The organism is Arcicella gelida (genome assembly GCF_034931025.1).
Lineage (GTDB): Bacteria > Bacteroidota > Bacteroidia > Cytophagales > Spirosomataceae > Arcicella > Arcicella gelida.
Map to the genome: position 1 here is coordinate 68,771 of NZ_JAYGIL010000023.1, position 22,615 is coordinate 91,385.

Below are 22,615 nucleotides of genomic sequence, written 5' to 3' on the forward strand. Positions count from 1 at the left end.
GCTTTATAAACAAGAAAAAGATAAACTGCTGGATTAAAACCCAACAGCTTATCTATTAGTTGTACGCAACATTAATGGAATCTTACTTCCAAGTACTTTTCAAATTCCAGACTTTTAAGGTCTTTATTTTGAAGTTTTTTTCAGAAGTATTGATTTTCATTTTTGTATAATCTTCATTCGGAAAGAAAATATCGGTAATTACAGTTTCACCATTATCAGCAAATAACTCAGCTGAAGATACGTCGAAATAAACGTGTAATTTGATGATTTTGTCACTTGCTAATCTTGGTGCAAGATGTACTTTTTCAGCAAAAGTATCAGAAAAATCTACTTTCCCAGATTTGGTTCTATCGCTAAAGAAAGTATTATTTTCACTGTCGTAACCAATGATATATTTCTCACCTTTGCTGTTTGATATTTCTATCTCAACTTTTCCTTTTTGTGGTTTTTCAAAAGATAGTTCCAACTCAGATAAAGTAGGCTTAAAGTTCAATTTTGAAGCTACATCTAGCGAACTCGCAATGTTTAAATTGCTTAATTGTAATGCTTTTTTAGCAGGATTTCTCAAAGCTTGAAGTTCCTTAACAGGATTAACAGATACTCTATAACCTTGACTGGTTGATTTTAAGCTTAATACTCTTGGAAGTGTAGCGGCACTTCTCCATACGCCAGTTGGAACAATATTGGCATATTGCCAGTTACTCATCCAACCGATTAAAATTCTTCTGCCATCAGCTTTTGGAATATCTGACCACGTTACGCCTGCATAATTATCTTTGCCGTAGTCTAACCAAAGTCCATTTCCATTTTTTACAAAAGGTTTAAGGGCTTCGTCAAGTATAAACGTTTTTCCATCAAAATCTCCCACAAAGTATTGTGTTCCTGAACCACCATTTGGTCCGCCCGGATTAATGTTGACAATCAAAACCCATTTTGTAACATTACCATCTTTTAATGGAAACATATCTGCACATTCCCAAACGCCACCATGATTACCCCATTCTTTCCCAAAATTTCCTGAATTTTCCCATTCTTTTAAGTTTTTTGAAACCCAAAATTCATGATGATCTTGTACCGCAAGTGACATTACCCATTGCTTGTGGGCTTCATCCCAAATTACTTTTGGGTCTCTAAAATCACGTGTTCCAGTATTTTTTACAACTGGATTTCCTGAGAATTTTGTCCAAGTACGTCCTTTATCATTACTGTAAGCAATGCCCTGAGTTTCAAAATCGCCTCTACCTGCCTTTTCACCTTCCATATTATGATAAGTAAAAATAGCGACTAATGGCGGTTGATTATTAATGCCAAAACCACTTGTATTCTTCCAGTCAACCACGGCACTTCCAGAAAAAATATAACCCAAACTATCAGGATAAAGGGCAATAGGTAGATTTTCCCAATGTGTTAAATTTTTACTGACAGCGTGTCCCCAGTGCATTGGTCCCCAAATTGTTTTATCTGGATAATGTTGATAGAATAAATGATATTCCCCTTTGTAAAAGAACATTCCGTTAGGGTCATTCATCCAACCTTTGGCAGGTGAAAAATGGAATTGAGGTCTATGTTGTTCTTGGTATAATTTTGATGTTTCATGATGCTGTCCGAAACCTTCTATTTTCAAAAACAATACAAGGGCTATGCAAAGCAACATTATGTGTTTAGCCATTTTAATGTAAATCATTTTTCCATCATTTAAATAGTGAGTGAATGCAAAAAAGTTACCTTTATGCTTTTCTGTGATTCAAAATTACTTGTAGATATTTTTTAAATGATGTACTAATCTTTCCAAATATTCCAATTTTGATACAAGTATTAAATGTCTGTATTTCAATTATTTACCTATTTTATAAAGCATTGAAGTATTAAAAATGTTACCAAAATACAACTTATGTTACATTCACAAAACTCTTGTCTTTGATTCGCTTCCTTTTACAGCTTAACAAGCTTTTGTTTGAACATCGTAAGGAAAGGTTAAGGTAAAAGAAGTGCCTTTTCCTTCAGTACTGATAAATGAAATTTGCCCTCCTAGAATATTCGTAAATTCTTTGGTAATGGTTAGTCCCAAGCCCGTGCCTTCAATTTGTAGTACATTATTGGCTCTGAAAAACAGTTCAAATAGATGTTCTTGATCTGCCACAGGAATTCCAATTCCATAATCAGTAATGATAAGCTTGAAAGTATCTTGAGCAAAAACTAATTCTAAACTTGGGTTTTTGGCATTCGGCGAATATTTAAAAGCATTATTCACCAAATTACTGATGATATGATTCAAAAATGAAGTATTAGAAGTAATCAATCTGTGTTTTTCAGGTAATATTAACTCTAAGCTTCTACCGTCTTTTCTGTCAATATAATATTGATTATTTACATGATGAATTAGTTGAATAATATCAATGGATTCAACACTGTATTCTTCGTGATTCACGCTTGTTTTTTCAAGTAAAAGAATATCTCTTAACATTTCTGTAAGACGATTTGACTGAAAAATAATTTTGCTTAAATGCTGTTTAGTTTTTTCTTTAAGAGTTTCATCCTCAATCATGTTTACATAAATATCCAGAATATCAATACTGCTTACGATGGTAGCAATTGGCGTTCTGAATTCATGGGAAGCAAGTGCAGTGAAACGATTTTTTAGGATGTTCATTTCACGTTCTTTTTCCAAAGAAAGTTCTAATGCTTTTAATTGTCTTTGGGCTTCTTCAGCCAATTTCATTTCTGTAACGTCTCTTTCAATGGCAATCCAATGCGTAAACCAGCCAGTTTCGTCAGCCACAGGAATTACGGTGAAGTTTATCCAAAATTCTTCTCCATTTTTCTTATAATTGATGGTTGTAATTTCACATGATTCCCATTTACGCAAAGATTTACTTAAACGAGCCAATTCTGCTTTATCTGATTTTGGACCTTGTAAAATACGAGGCGTTTTTCCGATTACTTCTTCGGCAGTATAGCCAGTCATGCTAGTAAAAGCTTCGTTGGCATATAAAATTCTTGGTCCGGGTTCATCAAAAGGTTCGGCTTCTGTGATTAATACGGCATCATTTGTATTAACTACTACCGATTCTAACAATTTTAATTGGCGTTCTCTTTCCTTTTGTAAGGTAATATCCTGTATCGCACCGACCATTCTAATCCCTTTCCCTTGTTCATTTCTGATGACAAAACCTTTATCAATTACATGTGCATATTTGCCATCAGCCTTTTTAAAACGATATTCATCGTACCAATTGCTCTCTGTTCCTTGAATAGAAACATTGATACTTTTAATGACTCTTTCTTTATCATCTGGATGAAGATAGCAAGTCCAAGAATCTAAAATAGTAGAAGGAGATTCGTGTCTGTGACCAAACATATTAAAATAACCTTCTCCCCAAAGAATAGCATTATTTTCTAAATTCCAATCCCATATAGCATCAGAAGTTGCTTTTGATGCGAATTGGTATCTTTCATTACTTTCAATAACAGACTTTTGGGCTTCTACTTTGTCGGTAACATCTACCACGGTAGAAATCATCAAGTTTTGTTCAGGAATCGGAATATTTTTGGCATTTACAATACGTTTTTCTCCTGTTTTGGTGGTGATGGTTATTCCCTCCCAATTCATTCTACTCTCATCTCCACTTAAAATATCCGTCATGATGCGTTCGCTTATTTCTTTTCGATAAGCTTCGTCAGGATATATTTTTCCAAAAAAAGAATTAACATCTAAAATGTCTTCATTTGTCCATCCATAAATTTCACTGAATTTTTTGTTCATCAAGGTGGCTGTTCCTTCATTAATTTTATTGACAGCGATACCTATCGGAAGGTTTTCGAGTGTTGTTTCGATAAACTTATTTCTTTCTTTTAATGCGATTTGAGTATTTTGATATTCGGTAATATCCTGCACTGTTCCTTCCAAAAAGAGTGGAGTTCCCGCTTCATCTTTGATGAGTTTCCCAATTTCATGAATCCATTTACTCGAACCATCTGGTAAAACTATGTTGTATTCAATGTCAATGTCTTTTCCACCATCCAACGTAATGGCGTGCTGCTTAATGTAATTTTCTCTGTCTTTCGCTTTTAAAGTAAGTAAGAACGATTCATAAGTAAGATTAAATGATCGTTTGTCAAGTCCCCAAATAACATATACTTCATTCGACCAATACAGGTTTTTTTCTTGAATATTGGCTTGCCAATAACCCAATTTGGCAATATTGGTAGCTGTACGAAGTTTTATTTCACTATCTTTTAATTCTTGTAAAACTTTCTCTTTTTCAGTAACATCATTTATTTGTACTAAAACTACTCGTCTTCCTTGATAGTTCATCAAATGTCCTAAGCCTTCAACTTTAATAAGTTCGCCATTTTTAGTCTGATGAATTCGTGTTTTTTTGTAAAGTCTATTGTAGTTTTCTTCGCTATGGATGACCTCAAAAATCTCTGGAATTTCAGAGGCTGGTCTTAAATCTAAGATGGTTAAAGCCAAAAATTCTTCTCGTGTATAACCATATTTAGTCTGAGCTACTTCGTTACAATCTACAATCTCAAGTGTTTTGAAATCCCAAATAAACATGGGTGCAGGATTATTTTCGAAAAGGTACTTGTATTGTTTCACCAACTCTACCAAAGCTAATTCATTGGCTTTTTTTTCAGTAGCATCTTGTGCAACACTGTAAAAGAGTTGGTCGATTTCGTCCCAAGTACTTGACCATGTAATTGGCACTATCCAGCCTTCTTTATGAATATATCTGTTCTGAAAACTTGTTGTTTCTACGCCATTTCTTATTTGGCTTTCTCTTTCTATTGTTCGATTACAATCTTCTGGATGTACATAATTGATAAAATGTTCCCCAATCAATTCTTCGGGTTTATAACCCAAAATTTTGTAAGAAGCATCACTTACTTGTACAAATCGTCCTTCTGTATCAATGGTACAAATCATATCCAAAGAAGATTGCATGATTTTATGAAGCTTTTCTTTTGTTTTTTGAAGAGCAATTTGTTGGAGCTTTTCGTCGGTAACATCTTGAAAAACACCAAATAATTTTATTGGATTGCCCTCTTCATCTTTAACCAAGCTTCCTCTAGAAATAATGTGTTTAATACTTTGGTCTTCAAGGAGAAATCTTTTTTCAACTCTGTATTCCTTTCCCGTTTGCATGGTACTTTCCATTGCAGCAATAGCCATTGTTCTATCTTCTGGATGAATTACACCCAAACCTCTTTCAAAAGTTACTTCAAAAGCTTGAGGCTCATAACCACAAATTCTATAAACGCCGTCTGACCAGTATAGTTTATTGGTTTTAAAATCCAATTCCCAAGTTCCAAATTTTGAGATGACTTCTGCTTTTTCCAGTAATTCACTTCCTTTGATAATGGTTTCTTTCGCTTCTTCTAATTGTTGTTTAAGCAAAATACGCTCGCTAACATCCAAAAGCGTCTGCATAATCAGGCTTACTTTTTCCCCTTCCAAAATAGGAGTATGTGTTATTTCCCAATATTGGTTTTCATTGCTTAATACCGTGGTTGGTGAAACAGGAATTGTATCAGGAATTTTGTACTGTAGCACTTTCTCTAAAGAAATCCTAAGTGATGAGAGTAACTCATCTTGTGTTTCTTGTATCTCAAAAATGCTTTTCCCGATTAAATCAATATTATCTAAAGCACAGATTCTTAAATAAGCATCATTAAAGTCGATGATTTTAAAGTCTTCTATTGATAATAACAAGCATGGCGATGGAAGTACTTTAAATATATGATTAGGGAATGCTAGATTCATGTTGATGAATTTTTAAATCAATTAAAAACCGTTAGGATTGTGTACTCATTTTTTGAATAAACTAGCCATTTTTCATGTTTGTTTCAATTTATGAGTACTCCAATACCAAATGTACGTGATTGTTTCGAAAAATCTTAATCGGAAAATTACTAAGGATATTTCCGCTAAAAAGGTTTTTAAAAGGGAAATTATAGAAACAAATCGTTATTAAGTTAAACAAATAATTGAATTTATCTAGTTTGATTTATTTTGAATAAAATATGAAACATATCACCAAAGTATTTAATCTTCGTTTTTTGAACTTTACACATGGTTGATACTACATTTTTCTTAGAAAACGCGCGCCTTTTTTTCATGAGATTTAGCTTCATTATTCCTCAATCATTGATTCTTTTTGAGCGTTTTTTACTGACAAAAGGGTATTGCTCAGATGATAGGTACTCAAGGGCTAATAAGGATTTATCAACTATTTACAGCCAAACAATACTTGAATGAAACCTTTTTTCGGAATGCAGAATTAATTTACGCTAAACAAAAAAACGATGAAAATCAAACAACACTTTACTATTATCATCACTTTATTATTGATTAATCAAATCGCTTACAGTCAAAAATATCAAAAAGAAGCACTCAGTTTATATGAAAAAGTGCAAGAGCGATTCTATGACAAAAACGCTAAACTTTATACGGATGTCGATACCCTTGAACGAAAGTTTTCGCATTTATGGGGTTTGTGCTGCATGATTCAAGTAGTGAATGAATTAGAAAAAGCACAACCTAAAAAAGATTATATGACTGATGTAATGAAAGTTATCAATGCCTATTATTCTGAAAAGAATTCGATCGGCGGCTACGATTCTTACTTGGTGAAATTGGGCGGTGGCGACCGTTATTATGATGATAACCAATGGATTGGAATTGCCCTAATGGATGCTTACGAAAGAACAAAAAGAAAAGATTATTTGAAAACCTCAGTAATGATTTATGATTTTATGATGACGGGCTACGACGAAGCCGCTGGTGGCGGACTTTACTGGCGTGAAGTAGATAAAATCACTAAAAATACATGTTCAAATGCGCCGGGAATTATTTTGGCTTTGCAATTGTACAAGGCTACGAAAGACAAAAAGTATTTGAAGTCAGCAGTAAACCTTTATGAATGGGCAAACAAAAGGCTTCGTTCGCCAGAAGGTATTTTTTATGATAATGTCATTATCAAAACCGATGCCATTGATAAGCACGCTTATACTTATAATACAGGTGCGATGCTTCAAAGTAATGTTTATTTATATGAAATCACGAAAGATAAAAAATACTTGATAGAAGCAAAAATCATTGCGGAATCATCTTTAAAAACCTTTTATGCCAAAGCAAAATTCAAAGATGATTATTGGTTTAATGCAGTGATGCTGAGAGCATTTAAACATCTTTACCAATACGATAAAGATGAAAAATACCTGAATGCTTTTAAAACTTGTACAGACTTTGCTTTAACAAACGACTTGAATTCACAAGGAATAATGGGGAAAAACAAAGTCGTCAATTTGGTCAATCAAGCGGGAATGATTGAGATTTTATTGAGACTTTCGGAAAGTAAGTAAATTATTTGGGCTGTACATAAAAAATGGAGCAAATTGCTCCATTTTTTATGTATTGTCATTGCTAAATTGGATAATAGTAAATGGATAATTAACTGATTGCGTTCTATTTATTTTTCAATTTTTGTTCTAATACTTTCATATAATAACCGCCAACAACACTTCTCGCCTGAAAACCTACCATTTTACCAGTTTTAGTTTCGTGCCAGTCGCTAATGGGTACTCTTGAATTTGTTTTGATGGCATATTCAAACATAGGATTAACCAAAGCTTCAAAATCTTTGTAGTCATTTGCCAATACTGATGTCCAAATTACCCAGTCAGATTTTGTGTAAGTCGCTCGGCTATCAAGTGGCAAACCAAATTCATTTTGCTTGGTTAAATAGTACTTTACTTCTGTATCGAAAACTTCTTTCGGGAAGTAATTCAAATTCAATACTTTATCCCAAACCAAATTATATTTCTGACTCCAAGTTCCTTTTTTATCGAAAGTCAAAGCATAGTGGTCGCCATCTTTTGCCATTTCCATCCACTTCGCTACAAAACCTTTCGTAATGGCATCATATTTTTGGAAAGTAGCTGTTTCGCCCATTTCTTTGGCTAATTGTGTGAACGTTTCAAGTGCTACAATTGCCTTGGCAGAAAGGTTGATATTACGTGCTAAATGTCCCGCAAAATCATCTGTACATAATTGATTCGCTGGGTCAAAACCTTCTTTAGTTAAGAAATCAGCCCAAATTTTCATCACTTCCCAATGTTTTTTGGCATAATCGTTATTGCCTTCAGCTTTACAAATAGCAGCGGCTAAAATCATCATGTTTCCACATTCTTCTACGGGCATGTCTTCGCCATAAGTTTGTCCGTTGGCTAATGGATAAGTACCTAAATCATGTGCTGGGAATGGTTTTGCCCACTTACCACTTTCGCTGTAATAGAAAATTCCGTTCAACATTCCTTTCATCAATTCTGGATTATAAGCCAAGAAAAGCGGAGCAGAAGGATAAGTAACGTCCACCGTATTGATAGAGCCATTACTGAAATTTTCCTTTGATAAAAACAACGTTTCTCCTGTTGGACTTTTCAATAATTTATGTGCCGAAATACTTTGACGATAAGCCAATTCGCATAATTTAGCGTATTTTTCACCGCCAGCTTTCAAAGCATCATTATAAATGGTTTCGTTTATTACTTCACATTTTTTGATGATTGAAGCATACTCTTTTGAAGCTAAATCTAACTGACTTTCGATACTTGTTGTACCATTGTTATTCCACCAAGGACGAAGATTTTGTCCAAAATATTGGATGGCATACAAATCGTCATAACCCAACATGATTACTTGTTCTTTTTGTGAAGAAGTAATTTTACCCATATCAACGATTGTATTCAACACCAATCGCTTACCTGATGAAACTTCCGTTCCAGTTGATTGAAATGGATTAACAGGCGTACTGCTAATTGATTGTTTTACATTCGCACCCGTTTTGGTAGCTACATACATATAACCCCAGTCGATACGAAGGTCATCGCCTCTTTTCTTTAAAATGGCTTGTTCTTCCGTTCCAGCTTTTAAAATATTAAGATTATTGCTAGTGTATTTTTCAGCCTTAACAACTTGTGCAGAAGTGTTTGTCGCAATATCTGTTGAAGCACCCAAGTACAATTGTACATTATGTTGTTGACCATCATTCGCTTTTACTTTGGCACTGATGTAAGAAACTGGTCTAGCTAAAATATCAAGTTCATTAATTAATAATGGCGAAGTAAAGGTAAGAGTAAGGTCAGTTTTGCCACAAGTAAACTCATAAATGGTTTGGGTAGCATTTAGTTTCACACTTTTTTGTGTTGCCAATTGAATTGAAGTTTCAGCAGGATTGATTGCTTTTTCCACAATTCCAAAATCTAGTAGGGCTTCTCCTCCAGTGTTTTTTACGTGAATTGCTAAAACGTTTTTACCTTTTTTGAGCTTACTTTTCATCTCATTGGACATCGGTAAGTAAAGGAATTTTCCAGCACAACAACCTGCGGTGTAAATCAAATCACCGTTCAGATATACTTTTACATCGTCGTCGTGTTGTAATTTTAAAATCGGTTCTTTGAAATTTAGGTTATCAAGGGTGAATTCTTGACGAACCCAAATATCATTTGTCAACCATAAAGTTTTTGAAACACCACGTTGATTACCAAAAGGTGCTGCTCCACTTTTCCATTGTTTATCATCGAAGTTTGGATTCATCCAATCTGCTGAAGGTATAGTTTCAGTATATTTTGCAGCATAGTTTACTTCATCACCTGCTGGCAAAATACTTTTATAATTGGTAATTGGTGCTCCTAAAAAGCGGTAGGTTTGTCCATCAACTTTCAACATTCCAATTAAAGAATGGTCTGTACCTGTCCAATGTTTAGTAGGCGAAGCATTCAAATTGTCGCTATTCGACCAAATACTGAAATATGGGTCATGTGTAATTAGTGGATAAGCTGGGGCTTTCGTACTTTGCGCAAATGTGAAGGCTGTTTTGCACAAAATTAAGCCTAATAAAATCAGTTTTTTCATCTTAAAATGATTGGAAAAATAATATCGTTGGCATCAATACAACAATGATTGAAGAGATGGACACAAAATTAGACTTTCATTTTTAGACACTTAATTCAATAAGTATCAATATTTCTTCATAATGTTTCATTTTATAAGGTTTGAATTATTATTTCATAACTTTATCCTCAGAAAACAGACAATTCATTCTCAGATTCGCTTTATATTTTTGAAAAAACAACAACATATCATCATTCGGCTTAGCGTCATCTTGTTTTTATCTTTTTGTATGTACAAAAGCATGGCGCAATCTTACTTTTTTAGGCATTATCAAGTAGAAAATGGGCTTTCAAACAATACTGTTTATTGTAGCGTACAAGACAAAAATGGCTTTCTTTGGTTCGGAACTAAAGATGGTGTAAATCGTTTTGATGGCTATCATTTCAAAACCTTCAAAACTACCGAAGGTAAACAAACTTTTAATCCTGATTTAGTTCATTGCTTGAAAACCGACCATCGGGGAGTTTTATGGACTGGAAATACAAAAGGTCTGTATTATTTTGATAGTGAAAAAGAGCAATTGATTCGATTTATCAAATCTGAATCTGTAGATGAAATCAACGGTATTGAACAAGATGGGAAAAATCAACTTTGGTTTATTTCCAGACAAACACTTTGCCGATATAATTTTGAAAAAAAACGACTAACGGCTTTTCCAACCTACGATTTCTTTGAAGCAACATCCTTAACAGTAGATAAAGAAGGCAATCTCTGGGCATCCACGAATAATGGTTTACTAAAAAAATTTAATGAGCGAACGGGGACTTTTAGTACTTATGATGTTTTCGGACACTCGCCAAAAGAATCTTCAAATTGGATCCATACAATGTATTTTTCAGACAAGAATACTTTGTATATCGGTACGGCAAGTCAAGGAATTAAGCGTTTTGACGTTCCGTCGGCTACATACGTTGATGTTCTGAGTATCAATCCTGATAAAACAAAAGTACACGTTCGTGATATTAAGCAATATACTGAGCATGAATTATGGTTTGCTACAGAATCGGGCATTTTTATTTTAGATACGCAGACAAATCAGTTAACAAACCTCAAGAAGAAATTTTTAGACCCATTCTCTTTATCAGATAATGCCGTCTATTCGCTTTGTAAAGACAAAGAAGGTGGAATGTGGGTAGGTACTTATTTTGGTGGAATTAATTATTATTCGAGGAAGAATGCCCTGTTTCAAAAGTATTTTGCAGATAATTCTAAAAAATCAATCAGCGGAAATGCTGTGAGAGAAATTTGCGAAGATCGTTACGGAAATATTTGGATTGGCACAGAAGACGCTGGCTTAAATAAGCTCAATCCAAAAACAGGAGCAATTACTCAATTTTTACCAACAGGTGAAAAAACAAGTATTTCTTACTCTAATATTCACGGTTTGTTGGCAGCTGGAGATGATATTTGGATAGGTACTTTTGAACATGGTTTAGACGTACTTGATATTAAAACAGGTAAAGTACGTCGCCATTATAATGCTGGTACTGGTAAAAATAATTTTCGACATAGTTTTATCGTCAGTTTTTTAAAAACCAAATCGGGCGATATTTATGTTGGAAGTGCCGATGGAATGTACAAGTACAAACCAAATATCGATGGCTTTGAAGCAATTAATTCTATACCAAATAGTACTTGGATTTCAAGTATTGTAGAAGACTATCAACATATTATATGGGCGGGTTCGCATGGTGGAGTTTATTATTTCAATCCTATTACCAAAGAAAAAGGACATATCAAGCATCATAAAAATAGTAAAGTTAGCCTAACCAACATTGATATTAATGCTATCTACGAAGATAGCCAGCAATGTCTTTGGTTTTCTACAGAAGGTGGCGGGCTCTGCAAACTGAGTAAAGACCGTAAAGTAATGACAAGTATTACTACTAATGAAGGCTTACCCAGCAATTTTGTCTTTAAAGTGCTGGAAGACAAACAGCATAATTTGTGGATTTCTACTTCTAAAGGTCTTGTAAATTACAATCCCAAAACCAAAGAAATGGTTACTTATACCAAAGACAATGGTTTGTTAACCGACCAGTTTAATTATAATTCTGGCTACCAAGATGCCAATGGCAAAATGTATTTTGGTAGCGTAAAAGGAATGATTACTTTCAATTCGAATGAAATTGTAAAAACATCCAGTTCGGCACCGATTTATATCACAGGTTTTAGTGTAGAAAACAAAGAACAGGAAATTGATAGTCAGCATTCGCTGTTGAAAAAGTCGATTATTTATACCAATGAAATTACTTTGCCTTACGATAAATCGTCTTTCAATATTGAATTTGCCGCACTGAGTTATATTTCACCAGAAATGACAGAGTACAGCTATTTTATGAAAGGTTTGGATAAAGAATGGACAGCCATCAAACCCAATCGTAAAGTATATTTTACCAATCTTGCACCCCGAAAATATACTTTCCATTTAAAGGCTTATATCAATGGGAATTGGAGTAAAGAAGAAAAGCTTTTGATAATCAACATTTTACCGCCTTGGTGGGCTACAATTTGGGCTTATTTGTGTTATGGCATTATTTCTATATCACTGATTTACTATTTATTGAGAACTTATTTAATCATCATTGAAGATAAAAAAGCAAAGGAAATCTATGAAGCTAAAATTGACTTTTTTACCAATTTAGCCCATGAAATCAGAACGCCACTTACTTTGATAAAAGGACCAGTAGAGAATCTTTTAGAACAAGTAGAAGAAAATCCAGACATTAAAGAAGACGTAGTGATGATGGAAAGAAACACCAATCGCTTAATCGCTTTGGTGACTCAAATTCTGGATTTTAGAAAAGTAGAAACCAAAAGTTTTACGGTAGATTTTATCCGAGTAAATATCACCGAAATGCTCAAAGATTCTTATAGCAATTTTACTTTGCTGACAAAAAAACGGAAAATAGCCTACAGCATTGATTATCCGCCAAATGATATTTTTGTTTTGGTCGATGAAGAAGCTTTAAATAAAATTTTCAGTAATCTTTTCAGCAATGCCATCAAATTTGCTCAAAAGAAAGTAGCGATTCGCCTTTTACCATTAGTGGAAAATGCAAATTATATCACTATTGAATTCGAAAATGATGGGTTGAGTATTCCTTTTGAGATGAAAGAAAAGATTTTCGAACCTTTTTATCGCCTCAAAGAATCTAAACAAGAAGGTACTGGCATTGGCTTGGCTTTGGCGAGGTCGCTGACAGAATTACTTCATGGCGATTTATTTTTGAAAGAAACAGCCGACGGCTCAATTGTTTTTGTATTGCAATTGCCACTTGAAAGAACCAATAACGCTTAAAAATTAATGACAAACGATATGCAACCCGTCGTATTATTAGTAGATGATAATGACGAAATTTTGGAATTCTTGGAAAGAATGCTCAAAAGTAAATACACCATTCTGAAAGCAGAAGATGGTGCAGAAGCTTTGAAAATTTTGGAAAGAGAAGCCGTACAATTAATTATCAGCGATGTGATGATGCCCGTAATGGATGGGTTTGAATTGTGTAAAAAAATTAAATCAAACTTTGAGTTTTCCCATATCCCAGTAATTTTATTGACTGCCAAAAATGCCATTCAAGCCAAAGTAGAAGGTTTGGAACTGGGTGCCGACGCCTATATCGAAAAACCATTTTCTAAAGAATATCTCCAAGCACAAATTGCCAGTTTGCTGAATAATAGAAATATTATTCGAGAATATTTCGCCAATTCACCCTTGATTCATATCAAAAGTATGGCACATTCAAGGGCAGATGAATTATTCTTGGAAACGCTTCATGATACAATCAACAAAAACATTGAAGATACAGATTTGGATGTAGAAAAATTGGCAGAAATCATGAACATGAGCCGCATTACGCTTTATAGAAAAATTAAAGCCATTTCTGTACTTACACCCATCGAACTCATTAACATTACTCGATTGAAAAAAGCCGCTGAATTATTAGCACAAGGAAATCACCGTATTTTCGAGGTTTCTTATATGGTTGGCTTTAGCTCACAAAGTAATTTTGCCCGTAATTTCCAGAAGCAATTCAATGTTACGCCTACCGAATACATGAATTCTAAACAGTTAGAAAAGAAGTAAAATTGCTTCATTTTTCATTCCATTTATTCTCTCAAAATCAATAGCTTTTCTTGTCGCTTGAGCAATTAATCCTGTAAAAAACAGGATTATGATTGCTCTATTGAGAGTATTTTGTAATTTTGCCTATAGTTTTTGTAGATTATGTATTCTAATGAAAGCCTCATAATAAAAATAGCAGGTTTGTTTTTTGTTATTTTTTGACTGTTTTTATGTTAATCAAAAGCAATAAACTTGCGAAAAGATTTATAATTTGATATTTTTTTGTTTTTTTATTAAAAATCGGTTGCATTTATACATTTTTTGAAAAAAATATCAATCCTAAATAAGATGTTTGTAGCTTTATGATTCAGATTGAAAATCCTCATATTTTTTGTAATTTCATAAAATCGAGCTTGAAAAAAATATAACCCTAAAGCGATAAATAAAACGATATTACATACCGACCAAGAATTATTTGCTTTGATACAGCAAGGCGATACTTTAGCTTTTGATGAAATGTATGAAAAGTACTGGGCTAAATTATATGCTTTTGCCTACAATCGACTAAGAGAAAAAGAAGCTTGCGAAGAAATCATCCAAGATATTTTTGTTTCACTTTGGGCAAATCGTGAAAACCTTCAAATTACCAGCTCACTTTCAGGTTATCTTTTCCAAGCAGTGAAGTACCAAATGTTGAATTTCATGAAATCAACACAAGTACGGAATAGCTATATTGATAGTTTTAACCATTTCAGAGATGCTCTTTTTGATGATTCTACCAACGAACAAATGGCATTGAATGATTTGAAAATGATGCTAGAAAAAAGCATAGAAGAACTTCCAGAAAAATGTCAAGAAGTATTTCGGCTCAGTAGAATTCATCATCTAAGTATCCAAGAAATTGCACTTCAATTAAACATTTCTCATAAAACCGTCGAAAATCATCTCACAAAAGCACTTAAACATCTTCGTAGCTCCTTGGGAGATTTTCTAGTATTCAGTCTTTTTTTTGAATTATTTATTAGCTAAAAGCTGATTTTGAGGCTGTATTAAGCCTATTTTAAAAAAATATTAAATATTTTCATTTTGAGATAGGTGTATTTCGCCTTTGCATTTACTTCACTATAAGAGGATACATAAAATAATATTTGGGCATTCATGAATCTTCCAAAATATTATTTTATCTACTCATTTTTAAAAACAGCAATGAAAGATTCAAAACTTATAGTACTTATTGACAAGTACCAACAAGGCAACTGTACGCCAGCAGAAAAATTAATCGTTGAAGAATGGATGAATTCTTTAGCGATTGAGAGAAACGCCTTTGAGGAAATTAATGAAGAAGAAAAATTGGCAATCAAGCAAAGAATGTTTGCCAAAATTAAGGAAGAAATTAAGCCTTTACCCAAAGAAGCGGTAAGGCTTTTTAATCGGGCTGCTTATATTAAAATAGCAGCAGTTTTAGCAATTTTTATTGGTTTGGCATTTTCATTAGTACTTGCTTATGACGTATTTGATTGGGAAAATGAAACATTGCAGGCTTCGTCGGAAGGACAAACCAAAAAAGTAATGCTTCCCGACGGCAGTATTATTTGGTTGAAAGGAAAAAGTACTTTGACTTATCCAGAACATTTTGACCAAGCCACTCGTGAAGTAAGTTTAAGCGGTGAAGCACTATTTGAAGTAGCCAAAGATGCACAGCATCCTTTCATCGTTCATTCAGGAAATATGGATACTCGTGTGTTGGGAACAAGTTTTAACATCAGACCCATCGGTAAGCATATCGAAGTCGTAGTTTTTACAGGGAAAGTAACGGTTTCATTACCTAATACGAATAAGCAATTGTTGATACTGCCTTCGGAAAAAGCTATTTGTATGCCTGCTGAAAAGGAAATTAAAGCACAAACAAACGTACAAAAAGAAGAATATTTGGCAAATACTGAATACAACATGAATTTTGAAGATGCCAAAATGAGTGAAATCATCAAAAAGATTGAAGCAAAATTCGATGTAAATGTAAAACTGACTGACAATACAGTAGCCAACTGTTTGATTACAGCAGATTTTACAGATCAGTCTTTAGTAAAAACCTTTGAAGTACTTTGCCAAACCTTGAATGGCACTTTTGAAATAGAAAATAACAACGTATGGCTGAAAGCTGAAGGATGCAGGTAGAGTTTTGAATTTTGAGTTATGGATTAATACTGTACAAAAAATTCAATTGATGCTCAAAACTTTATTTAAACTAATAATTTCTTGTAGGGGCAATCCCTTGCGGTTACCTCACTTGAAACGGTAATGTGTTACCGCTGTAAGTTTTAATTTTACCCTTTTGTGAATTATAAAAACAGATTTATCAATTATCCAATGCCTAAAGCTTACCGCCCAAAGCCTAAAGCGACAAAATAAAACCAAACTAAATAATCAACAAACCCTCAAATGTAATCCTTAATGACAGAAAAAAAATCATAAAAAAAGGCAAGAGTGTTCCCAGCACTCCTGCCTTGGCTAAATCATTTCATAACACCGTTTGGAAAACGGTGATGAGAAACTATTGTCTTATTCCTCCATTTCAACAAAGAATAAAACCCAACCAAAGGTATGATAGAAAATTATCGAATCAAAGACTTAACCCTAAGAATTATGCGGTTTACCATGTATCAAGCCATCATAATTATGGTTTTTACTGGAATCATCAACGCTCATGTAAATTTTGCACAAGGTGTTCTTAATCAAGGTGTTTCCATCAAAATTGAAAACGTTTCACTCAAAAGTGCTTTGTCACGTTTGGAAAAAGAAGCCAAAATAAAGTTTGTTTACAGTAGTAGTCAAATCAATTTGAATCAAACGGTAAGTGTTACTTCTTCTAAAGAATCTTTAGGAATTTTATTGGATGGATTGCTAAAACCGATGGGCATAAAATATGCTGTGAAAGATGAACATTTGATTATTCTTTCTCGTATTGCTAACAATACTCCATTGAATTTACTAAAAGGAAGTACTGTAACGAGTACTTCTAGCGAAGCAGTAAAGGAAGACGTTACAGGTATTGTTACCTCTGCCGAAACGGGCGAACCTTTAATAGGGGTATCTGTAACTGCCAAAGGTACACCATTTGGAACAATCACCGATGAAAACGGTAAATTCCGCATTTTGGCAAAAAAAGGATACATTCTTTTGTTTACTTATGTAGGTTTTGAATCATATACAATTACAGTTGGAAACGCTACGGATTTAAAAATATCACTAAAGCCTTCTCAAAAAGCCTTGGATGAAGTAGTCGTAATTGGTTATGGAACTTCATCAAAAAGAATCAATACTGGTTCTGTAAGTTCTATTACTTCGGCTGAAATTTCGAAACAACCAATTGCCAATGTATTGGCTGCTTTGCCTGGACGTATTCCTGGAGCACAAATTGCCCAAAATAACGGTCTTCCGGGAAGTGCAGTACAAATTCAAATTCGTGGTCAGGGTTCACTTTCTTCTGGTACAATTCCTTTGTATGTAATTGATGGTGTGCCATTTACGAATTTCAACGGAGGTTCACCAGCAACAGACAATTTGAATGCTTTTGGTACTTCTGGTGCAAATGGTGGCGTGAGTCCATTTAGTATGATTAACCCTGCCGACATCGAACGTATTGATATTTTGAAAGATGCTGATGCTACTTCAATTTATGGTTCTCGTGGTGCGAATGGCGTAGTATTGATTACGACCAAAAGAGGGAAATCTGGCAAAACGAAATTTGATGTCAATGCGTCAACAGGCTTTAGTGAATTAAATCGTTTTATCCCAATGTTGAATCCTGACCAATATTATGATTTAAGAACACAGGCATTCAAAAATGATGGCATTACGCCAACAGTTAATAATGCACCAGATTTATTAGTTTGGGATAAAACCAAAACAACAGACTGGCAAAAGTTTTTATTGGGTGGAAGTGGTAAAATCAGTGATATTCAAACAACACTTTCGGGTGGTGATGCCAATACTCGTTTCTTGTTTAATGCAGGTTATAGAACTGAAACAACAATTTATCCAGGCGATTTCTCTAATAAAAGATTTACGAGTCGTTTGAATTTAGACCATAATTCAAAAAATAGAAAATTGAATGTTGCTTTTGCCGTAAGTTATTCAAAAGACAATACCAATCTACCACAAACGGATGTAAGTATGGTTTATAATTTACCGCCAAACTTGCCTTTGTATGATGCAAATGGTAAATGGTTCTGGTCGTCAAATTTTACAAATCCTTTGTCAAGTTTAGGAAGAACATATTTATCTAGTAGTTCTAACTTAATTGCCAACGCAAGTGTGAAATATAATGTATTCTATGGTTTTAATATCAAATCAAACTTTGGTTATACTATTACAGATTTAGACCAAAAAAATCTTACTCCTGCTTCAGTATTAAATCCAGTTTCAAACCCAACAAGTAGTTCGGTTTTTGCGGATAATAAGGCTCAGAACTATATTATTGAACCAACAGCAGAATACACAAAGGAAATTGGTCAAGGTAAATTATTAGCAGTAGCTGGAGCAAGCTGGCAACATAATACTTCAAATGGATATTATATCACAGGAAGTAATTACAGTAGCGAAGCTTTGTTAAATACACTTTCGGCGGCTGGTTTAATTACTATCAATTACAACAACATTGTAGAATATAAATACAATGCACTTTTCGGACGTGTAAATTATGATTGGAAAGGGAAGTATTTTGCTAACGCTACTTTCCGTAGAGATGGTTCTTCTCGTTTTGGACCAAACAATCGCTTCGGTAATTTTGGAGCAATTGGTGCAGCGTGGGTTTTCAGTGAAGAAGATTTCGCTAAGAAATTACCCGTATTGAGTTTCGGTAAATTAAGAACAAGTTATGGAACTACTGGTAACGACCAGATTTCTAATTACTTATACTTGCCTCTTTACAGTACTTCAGGAACGTATTTGAATAATCCTGTGATGAACCCTGTTACTTTACCAAATGCTGATATTCAATGGGAAACGACTAAGAAATTTGAAGTAGCCTTAGAATTAGGATTCTTGAAAGATAAAATCCTTTTAACAGCCGATTACTATAATAATCGTTCAAATAATCAGATTGCGTACTTGCGTTTGCCAACACAAACAGGTTACAACGCCATTTTATCAAACTTACCTGCTTTGATTGAAAATAGTGGTTTTGAATTTGATTTGAACACAACTAATGTTTCAGCTGGCGATTGGAAGTGGACTTCTACCTTCAACATTACTTTGCCAAAAAACAAATTAGTTGAATTCCCGGGTTTAGAAAATACTTTCTCTAGTTCATCTTATGTTGTTGGTCAGCCGATTAACTTTTCAAGATTACTTCACTATTTAGGTGTTGACCCAAAAACGGGTGCAGCTCAATACGAAGACATCAATAAAGATGGCGTAATTACTTTCGATGACCGCTATGTAGCCAAAATCGGAACACCTTATTATGGTGGTTTAGGAAATAGCGTTTCTTACAAAAACTTCCAATTAGATTTCTTCTTCCAATACAATCATCGTTTCGGACAAACTAATATTTTGAACAACAGACCGGGAACGTTGAATAACCAAAATACTTCGTATTTGAATATTTGGAAACAAGAAGGTGATGCTACCAATATTCCAGCAGCAACAACTACAGCGGGTACGGCTTTGTATAATTCATACAACTTCTTTGGTTCATCAGATGCCTTTTGGGGTGATGCTTCTTATTTGAAATTGAGATCGGCAAGTATTGCGTACAATGTTCCTAAAAATATTTCAAAAGTATTGGGAATGACCAATTGTAGAATTTATGTACAAGGACAAAACTTATTTACATGGTCTAAAAATAAATATATTTTGGATACCGAAACTACTGTTGCTGGAGGACCTTCAGGTTTAGGAACAGGTACAATTGCACAGGTTTTACCGCCACTTAGAACGATTATGTTTGGTATCAATTGCTCATTTTAATTAAGGAAATATCATGATAAATATCCATAAAAAATTCAAAGGAGTATTTTGGGCGACAGCCATCACTTCCTTATCGCTTTTTTCTTCATGTGAATCATTTGTAGAATTAGGTGCACCTCCTACACAAGTTGTTTCTGAAGATGTTTTCAAAGCTGATGCCACGGCTTCAAGTGCGATTTTAGGTTTATATTCTGGAACAAACATGAGTCAATTTGTTCAGGGAAGTACTTTTTTTCCGGGCATGTCGGCAGATGATATTCAGTATAATGCTGCCAATACATCTTATGATGAATTTGAAAATAATGCTTTGAGTACCACTAATTCTTTGGTAGAAAATACGATTTGGACGTATTCTTATCAGCAAATCAAAAATGCAAATAATGCTATTTCAGGTTTGAATAAATCACAAACTTTGACGCCAACAGTGAAAGAACAATTATTGGGCGAAGCAAAATTTATCAGAGCTTTATCGTACTTCTATTTGGTGAACCTATTTGGCGATGTGCCAATGTCATTAACGCCAGATGCTGACTATGAAGCTAAAGCAAGCTTGCCAAGAACACCCGCTACGTCAATTTGGGCTCAAATCATTACTGATTTAAAAGAAGCACAAGCACATTTACCTACAACTTATGTAGGTACTTTCAAAGGTCGTGTCAACAAACATGCCGCTACTACGTTGTTGGCACGTGCCTATTTGTACAACAAAGATTGGGCAAATGCTGAAAGCCAAGCAAGCCAAGTAATTACGGCACAAGCTTATACTTTGCCCGCTCCAGCCGATGCTTTTGTGAATACAAGTAATGAAATCATTTGGCAAGTAGCCAACACAACTGGGGTTTCTATTTTTGGTGGGAATTACTTGGCAGCAACAGGTGTCATTCCAGCTTATTCGCTTTATGATACTTTGTACAAATCTTTTGAAGAAGTAGATTTAAGAAAAACCAATTGGACGGGCGTAACCAAAATTGGAACAAACAATTATTACTTCATCAGCAAATACAAAGTAAGAACAGGCACTGGTAATGAGTACAGCGTTGCTTTGCGTTTTGCAGAATTGTATTTGATTCGTTCGGAAGCTGAAGCACAACAAGGTAAATTGACAGAAGCCAAAGCGGATGCAGACATTATTCGTAAAAGAGCAGGATTACCAGCTTTATCAAGTTCGTTGACCAAAGAACAATTATTATTGGCGATTGAGAAAGAACGTAAAGTTGAATTTTTCGGAGAATGGGGACACCGTTGGTTAGATTTAAAACGTACCAACAGAGCCGACGCCGTTTTGGGTGGATTGAAACCAAAAACTTGGAAATCGACCGCAGTACTTTATCCAATTCCTGAAAATCAACGACTTGCCAATAGAAATTTGACACAGAATTTAGGATATTAAATCAAATAGGAATGGGATAAGTCTCATTCCTATTGATAAAAATTTGAACTCAAAATCATTCACAATAAACAAGTAAAGATTATGAAAAAAATAGCAATGGCATTAAGCTTAATGGCTTTGTCAATCACAGGTGCTATGGCTCAAACCAAGCCACCGGTAGCAAAAGAAGAATCATTTAGCCTTACAGGAAAAATAGAAGGAGTTAAAAATGAAAAAATCTTTTTTTCTCATTACAACGGTAAAGGTTTCGACATTGACTCTTTAGTAAGTGCCGACGGAAAGTTTGCTTTCAAAGGTAAATTAGCCTATCCATCTATCTATGGTTTGTATCTAAATCCTAGAAAAGAACGCTTAAATATTTTTGTACAAAGCGGTGCTATTACTGTACAAACTACCAAAGATTCTATCAGCAAAGGAACAGTAAAAGGTTCGGCTTTGCACAACGAATGGATGATACACCGCAAGCAAATGGACGGTGCTTTTGCCATTATGAGTCAGTCAGATAAATTATATGGTACTACGGTAAAAACGAAAAATCCAGATAGCGTTGCAATCAGACAAAAAGCTCATACACTTTTTGTTGCTGGCGAAGCTTATGCTGATAGTATTTGCAGACAATTTATTACCACTCGCCCTAATTCTATGATTAGTGCATTTATCATCAATAGCTATTTCATGAGAGCTGGTTCTGAAGATAAAGCGAAGGAATATTATAATCTTTTAGCTAAAAATGCACAAGCTTCATATTATGGTAAAAGTGTAAAAGAATTTTTAGACAAATCGGCTCAAGTTGATGTTGGAAGAATGGCTCCAGCTTTTAGTATGGCAGATACTACTGGCAATGCTTTTACATTGGCATCGCTTAAAGGTAAATATGTTTTGGTTGATTTCTGGGCAAGCTGGTGTGGACCATGCAGAAAAGAAAATCCAAATGTTGTAAAAGCGTATAATGAGTATCGTGATAAAAACTTTGAAATTGTAGGAGTATCTTTAGACGATAAAAAGAACAACTGGTTAAAAGCTATCAATGCTGATAAATTGACTTGGATTCACGTTTCAGATTTGAAAGGATGGCAAAACGAAGCTGCTAAAATGTATGCTGTAAGTGCTGTTCCGATGAATTTTTTATTAGATAAAAATGGTAAAATCATTGCCAAAAACCTCAGAAGTGAAGAACTTCACAAAAAGCTAGCTGAATTAATTCATTGATGCAATGTCATTTTTTGTG

General features: G+C 34.2%; 11 protein-coding genes. 8 read left to right on the top strand and 3 right to left on the bottom strand.

The features are described 5' to 3' along the window. Positions 1-82: 82 nt before the first annotated feature. A complete protein-coding gene (locus VB776_RS17140) occupies positions 83-1,669 on the bottom strand; it encodes a glycoside hydrolase family 32 protein (protein ID WP_323698096.1) in 1,587 nt (528 codons plus the stop codon). A gap of 270 nt (positions 1,670-1,939) precedes the next feature. Continuing rightward, entirely contained in the window at positions 1,940-5,767 is a 3,828-nt protein-coding gene (locus VB776_RS17145) for a PAS domain S-box protein (RefSeq protein ID WP_323698097.1), read from the bottom strand. Positions 5,768-6,309: 542 nt separating this feature from the next. Between VB776_RS17145 and VB776_RS17150 the strand changes: the two genes are divergently transcribed. Continuing rightward, positions 6,310-7,368 (top strand): glycoside hydrolase family 76 protein, encoded by a 1,059-nt coding sequence (locus VB776_RS17150; protein ID WP_323698098.1) that lies wholly within the window; start codon positions 6,310-6,312, stop codon positions 7,366-7,368. A gap of 103 nt (positions 7,369-7,471) precedes the next feature. Here the strand turns inward: VB776_RS17150 and VB776_RS17155 are convergent, their stop codons facing one another. Continuing rightward, complete coding sequence (locus VB776_RS17155) at positions 7,472-9,919, bottom strand: glutaminase family protein (RefSeq protein WP_323698099.1); 2,448 nt, start codon at positions 9,917-9,919, stop codon at positions 7,472-7,474. A 280-nt stretch (positions 9,920-10,199) separates the two neighbouring features. Between VB776_RS17155 and VB776_RS17160 the strand changes: the two genes are divergently transcribed. The 7 genes from VB776_RS17160 to VB776_RS17190 all read left to right on the top strand — a co-directional run bounded on the left by VB776_RS17160 (position 10,200) and on the right by VB776_RS17190 (position 22,596). After that, positions 10,200-13,259, top strand: coding sequence for a ligand-binding sensor domain-containing protein (locus VB776_RS17160; protein ID WP_323698100.1), 3,060 nt, complete (start codon positions 10,200-10,202; stop codon positions 13,257-13,259). Positions 13,260-13,277: 18 nt separating this feature from the next. Beyond that, positions 13,278-14,048 (top strand): response regulator, encoded by a 771-nt coding sequence (locus VB776_RS17165; protein WP_323698101.1) that lies wholly within the window; start codon positions 13,278-13,280, stop codon positions 14,046-14,048. Positions 14,049-14,507: 459 nt separating this feature from the next. Then, positions 14,508-15,056 carry an RNA polymerase sigma-70 factor gene (locus VB776_RS17170; RefSeq protein WP_323698102.1) on the top strand — a complete coding sequence of 183 codons (549 nt, stop codon included), beginning with the start codon at positions 14,508-14,510 and terminating at the stop codon, positions 15,054-15,056. A gap of 177 nt (positions 15,057-15,233) precedes the next feature. Next, on the top strand, positions 15,234-16,202 hold the full coding sequence (locus VB776_RS17175) for a FecR family protein (protein ID WP_323698103.1): 969 nt from the start codon (positions 15,234-15,236) through the stop codon (positions 16,200-16,202). Positions 16,203-16,628: 426 nt separating this feature from the next. Then, positions 16,629-19,997, top strand: coding sequence for a SusC/RagA family TonB-linked outer membrane protein (locus VB776_RS17180; protein WP_323698104.1), 3,369 nt, complete (start codon positions 16,629-16,631; stop codon positions 19,995-19,997). 13 nt (positions 19,998-20,010) lie between these two features. Further along, positions 20,011-21,387, top strand: coding sequence for a RagB/SusD family nutrient uptake outer membrane protein (locus tag VB776_RS17185; protein WP_323698105.1), 1,377 nt, complete (start codon positions 20,011-20,013; stop codon positions 21,385-21,387). 81 nt (positions 21,388-21,468) lie between these two features. Then, positions 21,469-22,596, top strand: a complete 1,128-nt coding sequence (locus VB776_RS17190) for a TlpA disulfide reductase family protein (RefSeq protein ID WP_323698106.1) — start codon at positions 21,469-21,471, stop codon at positions 22,594-22,596. Positions 22,597-22,615 lie beyond the last annotated feature (19 nt).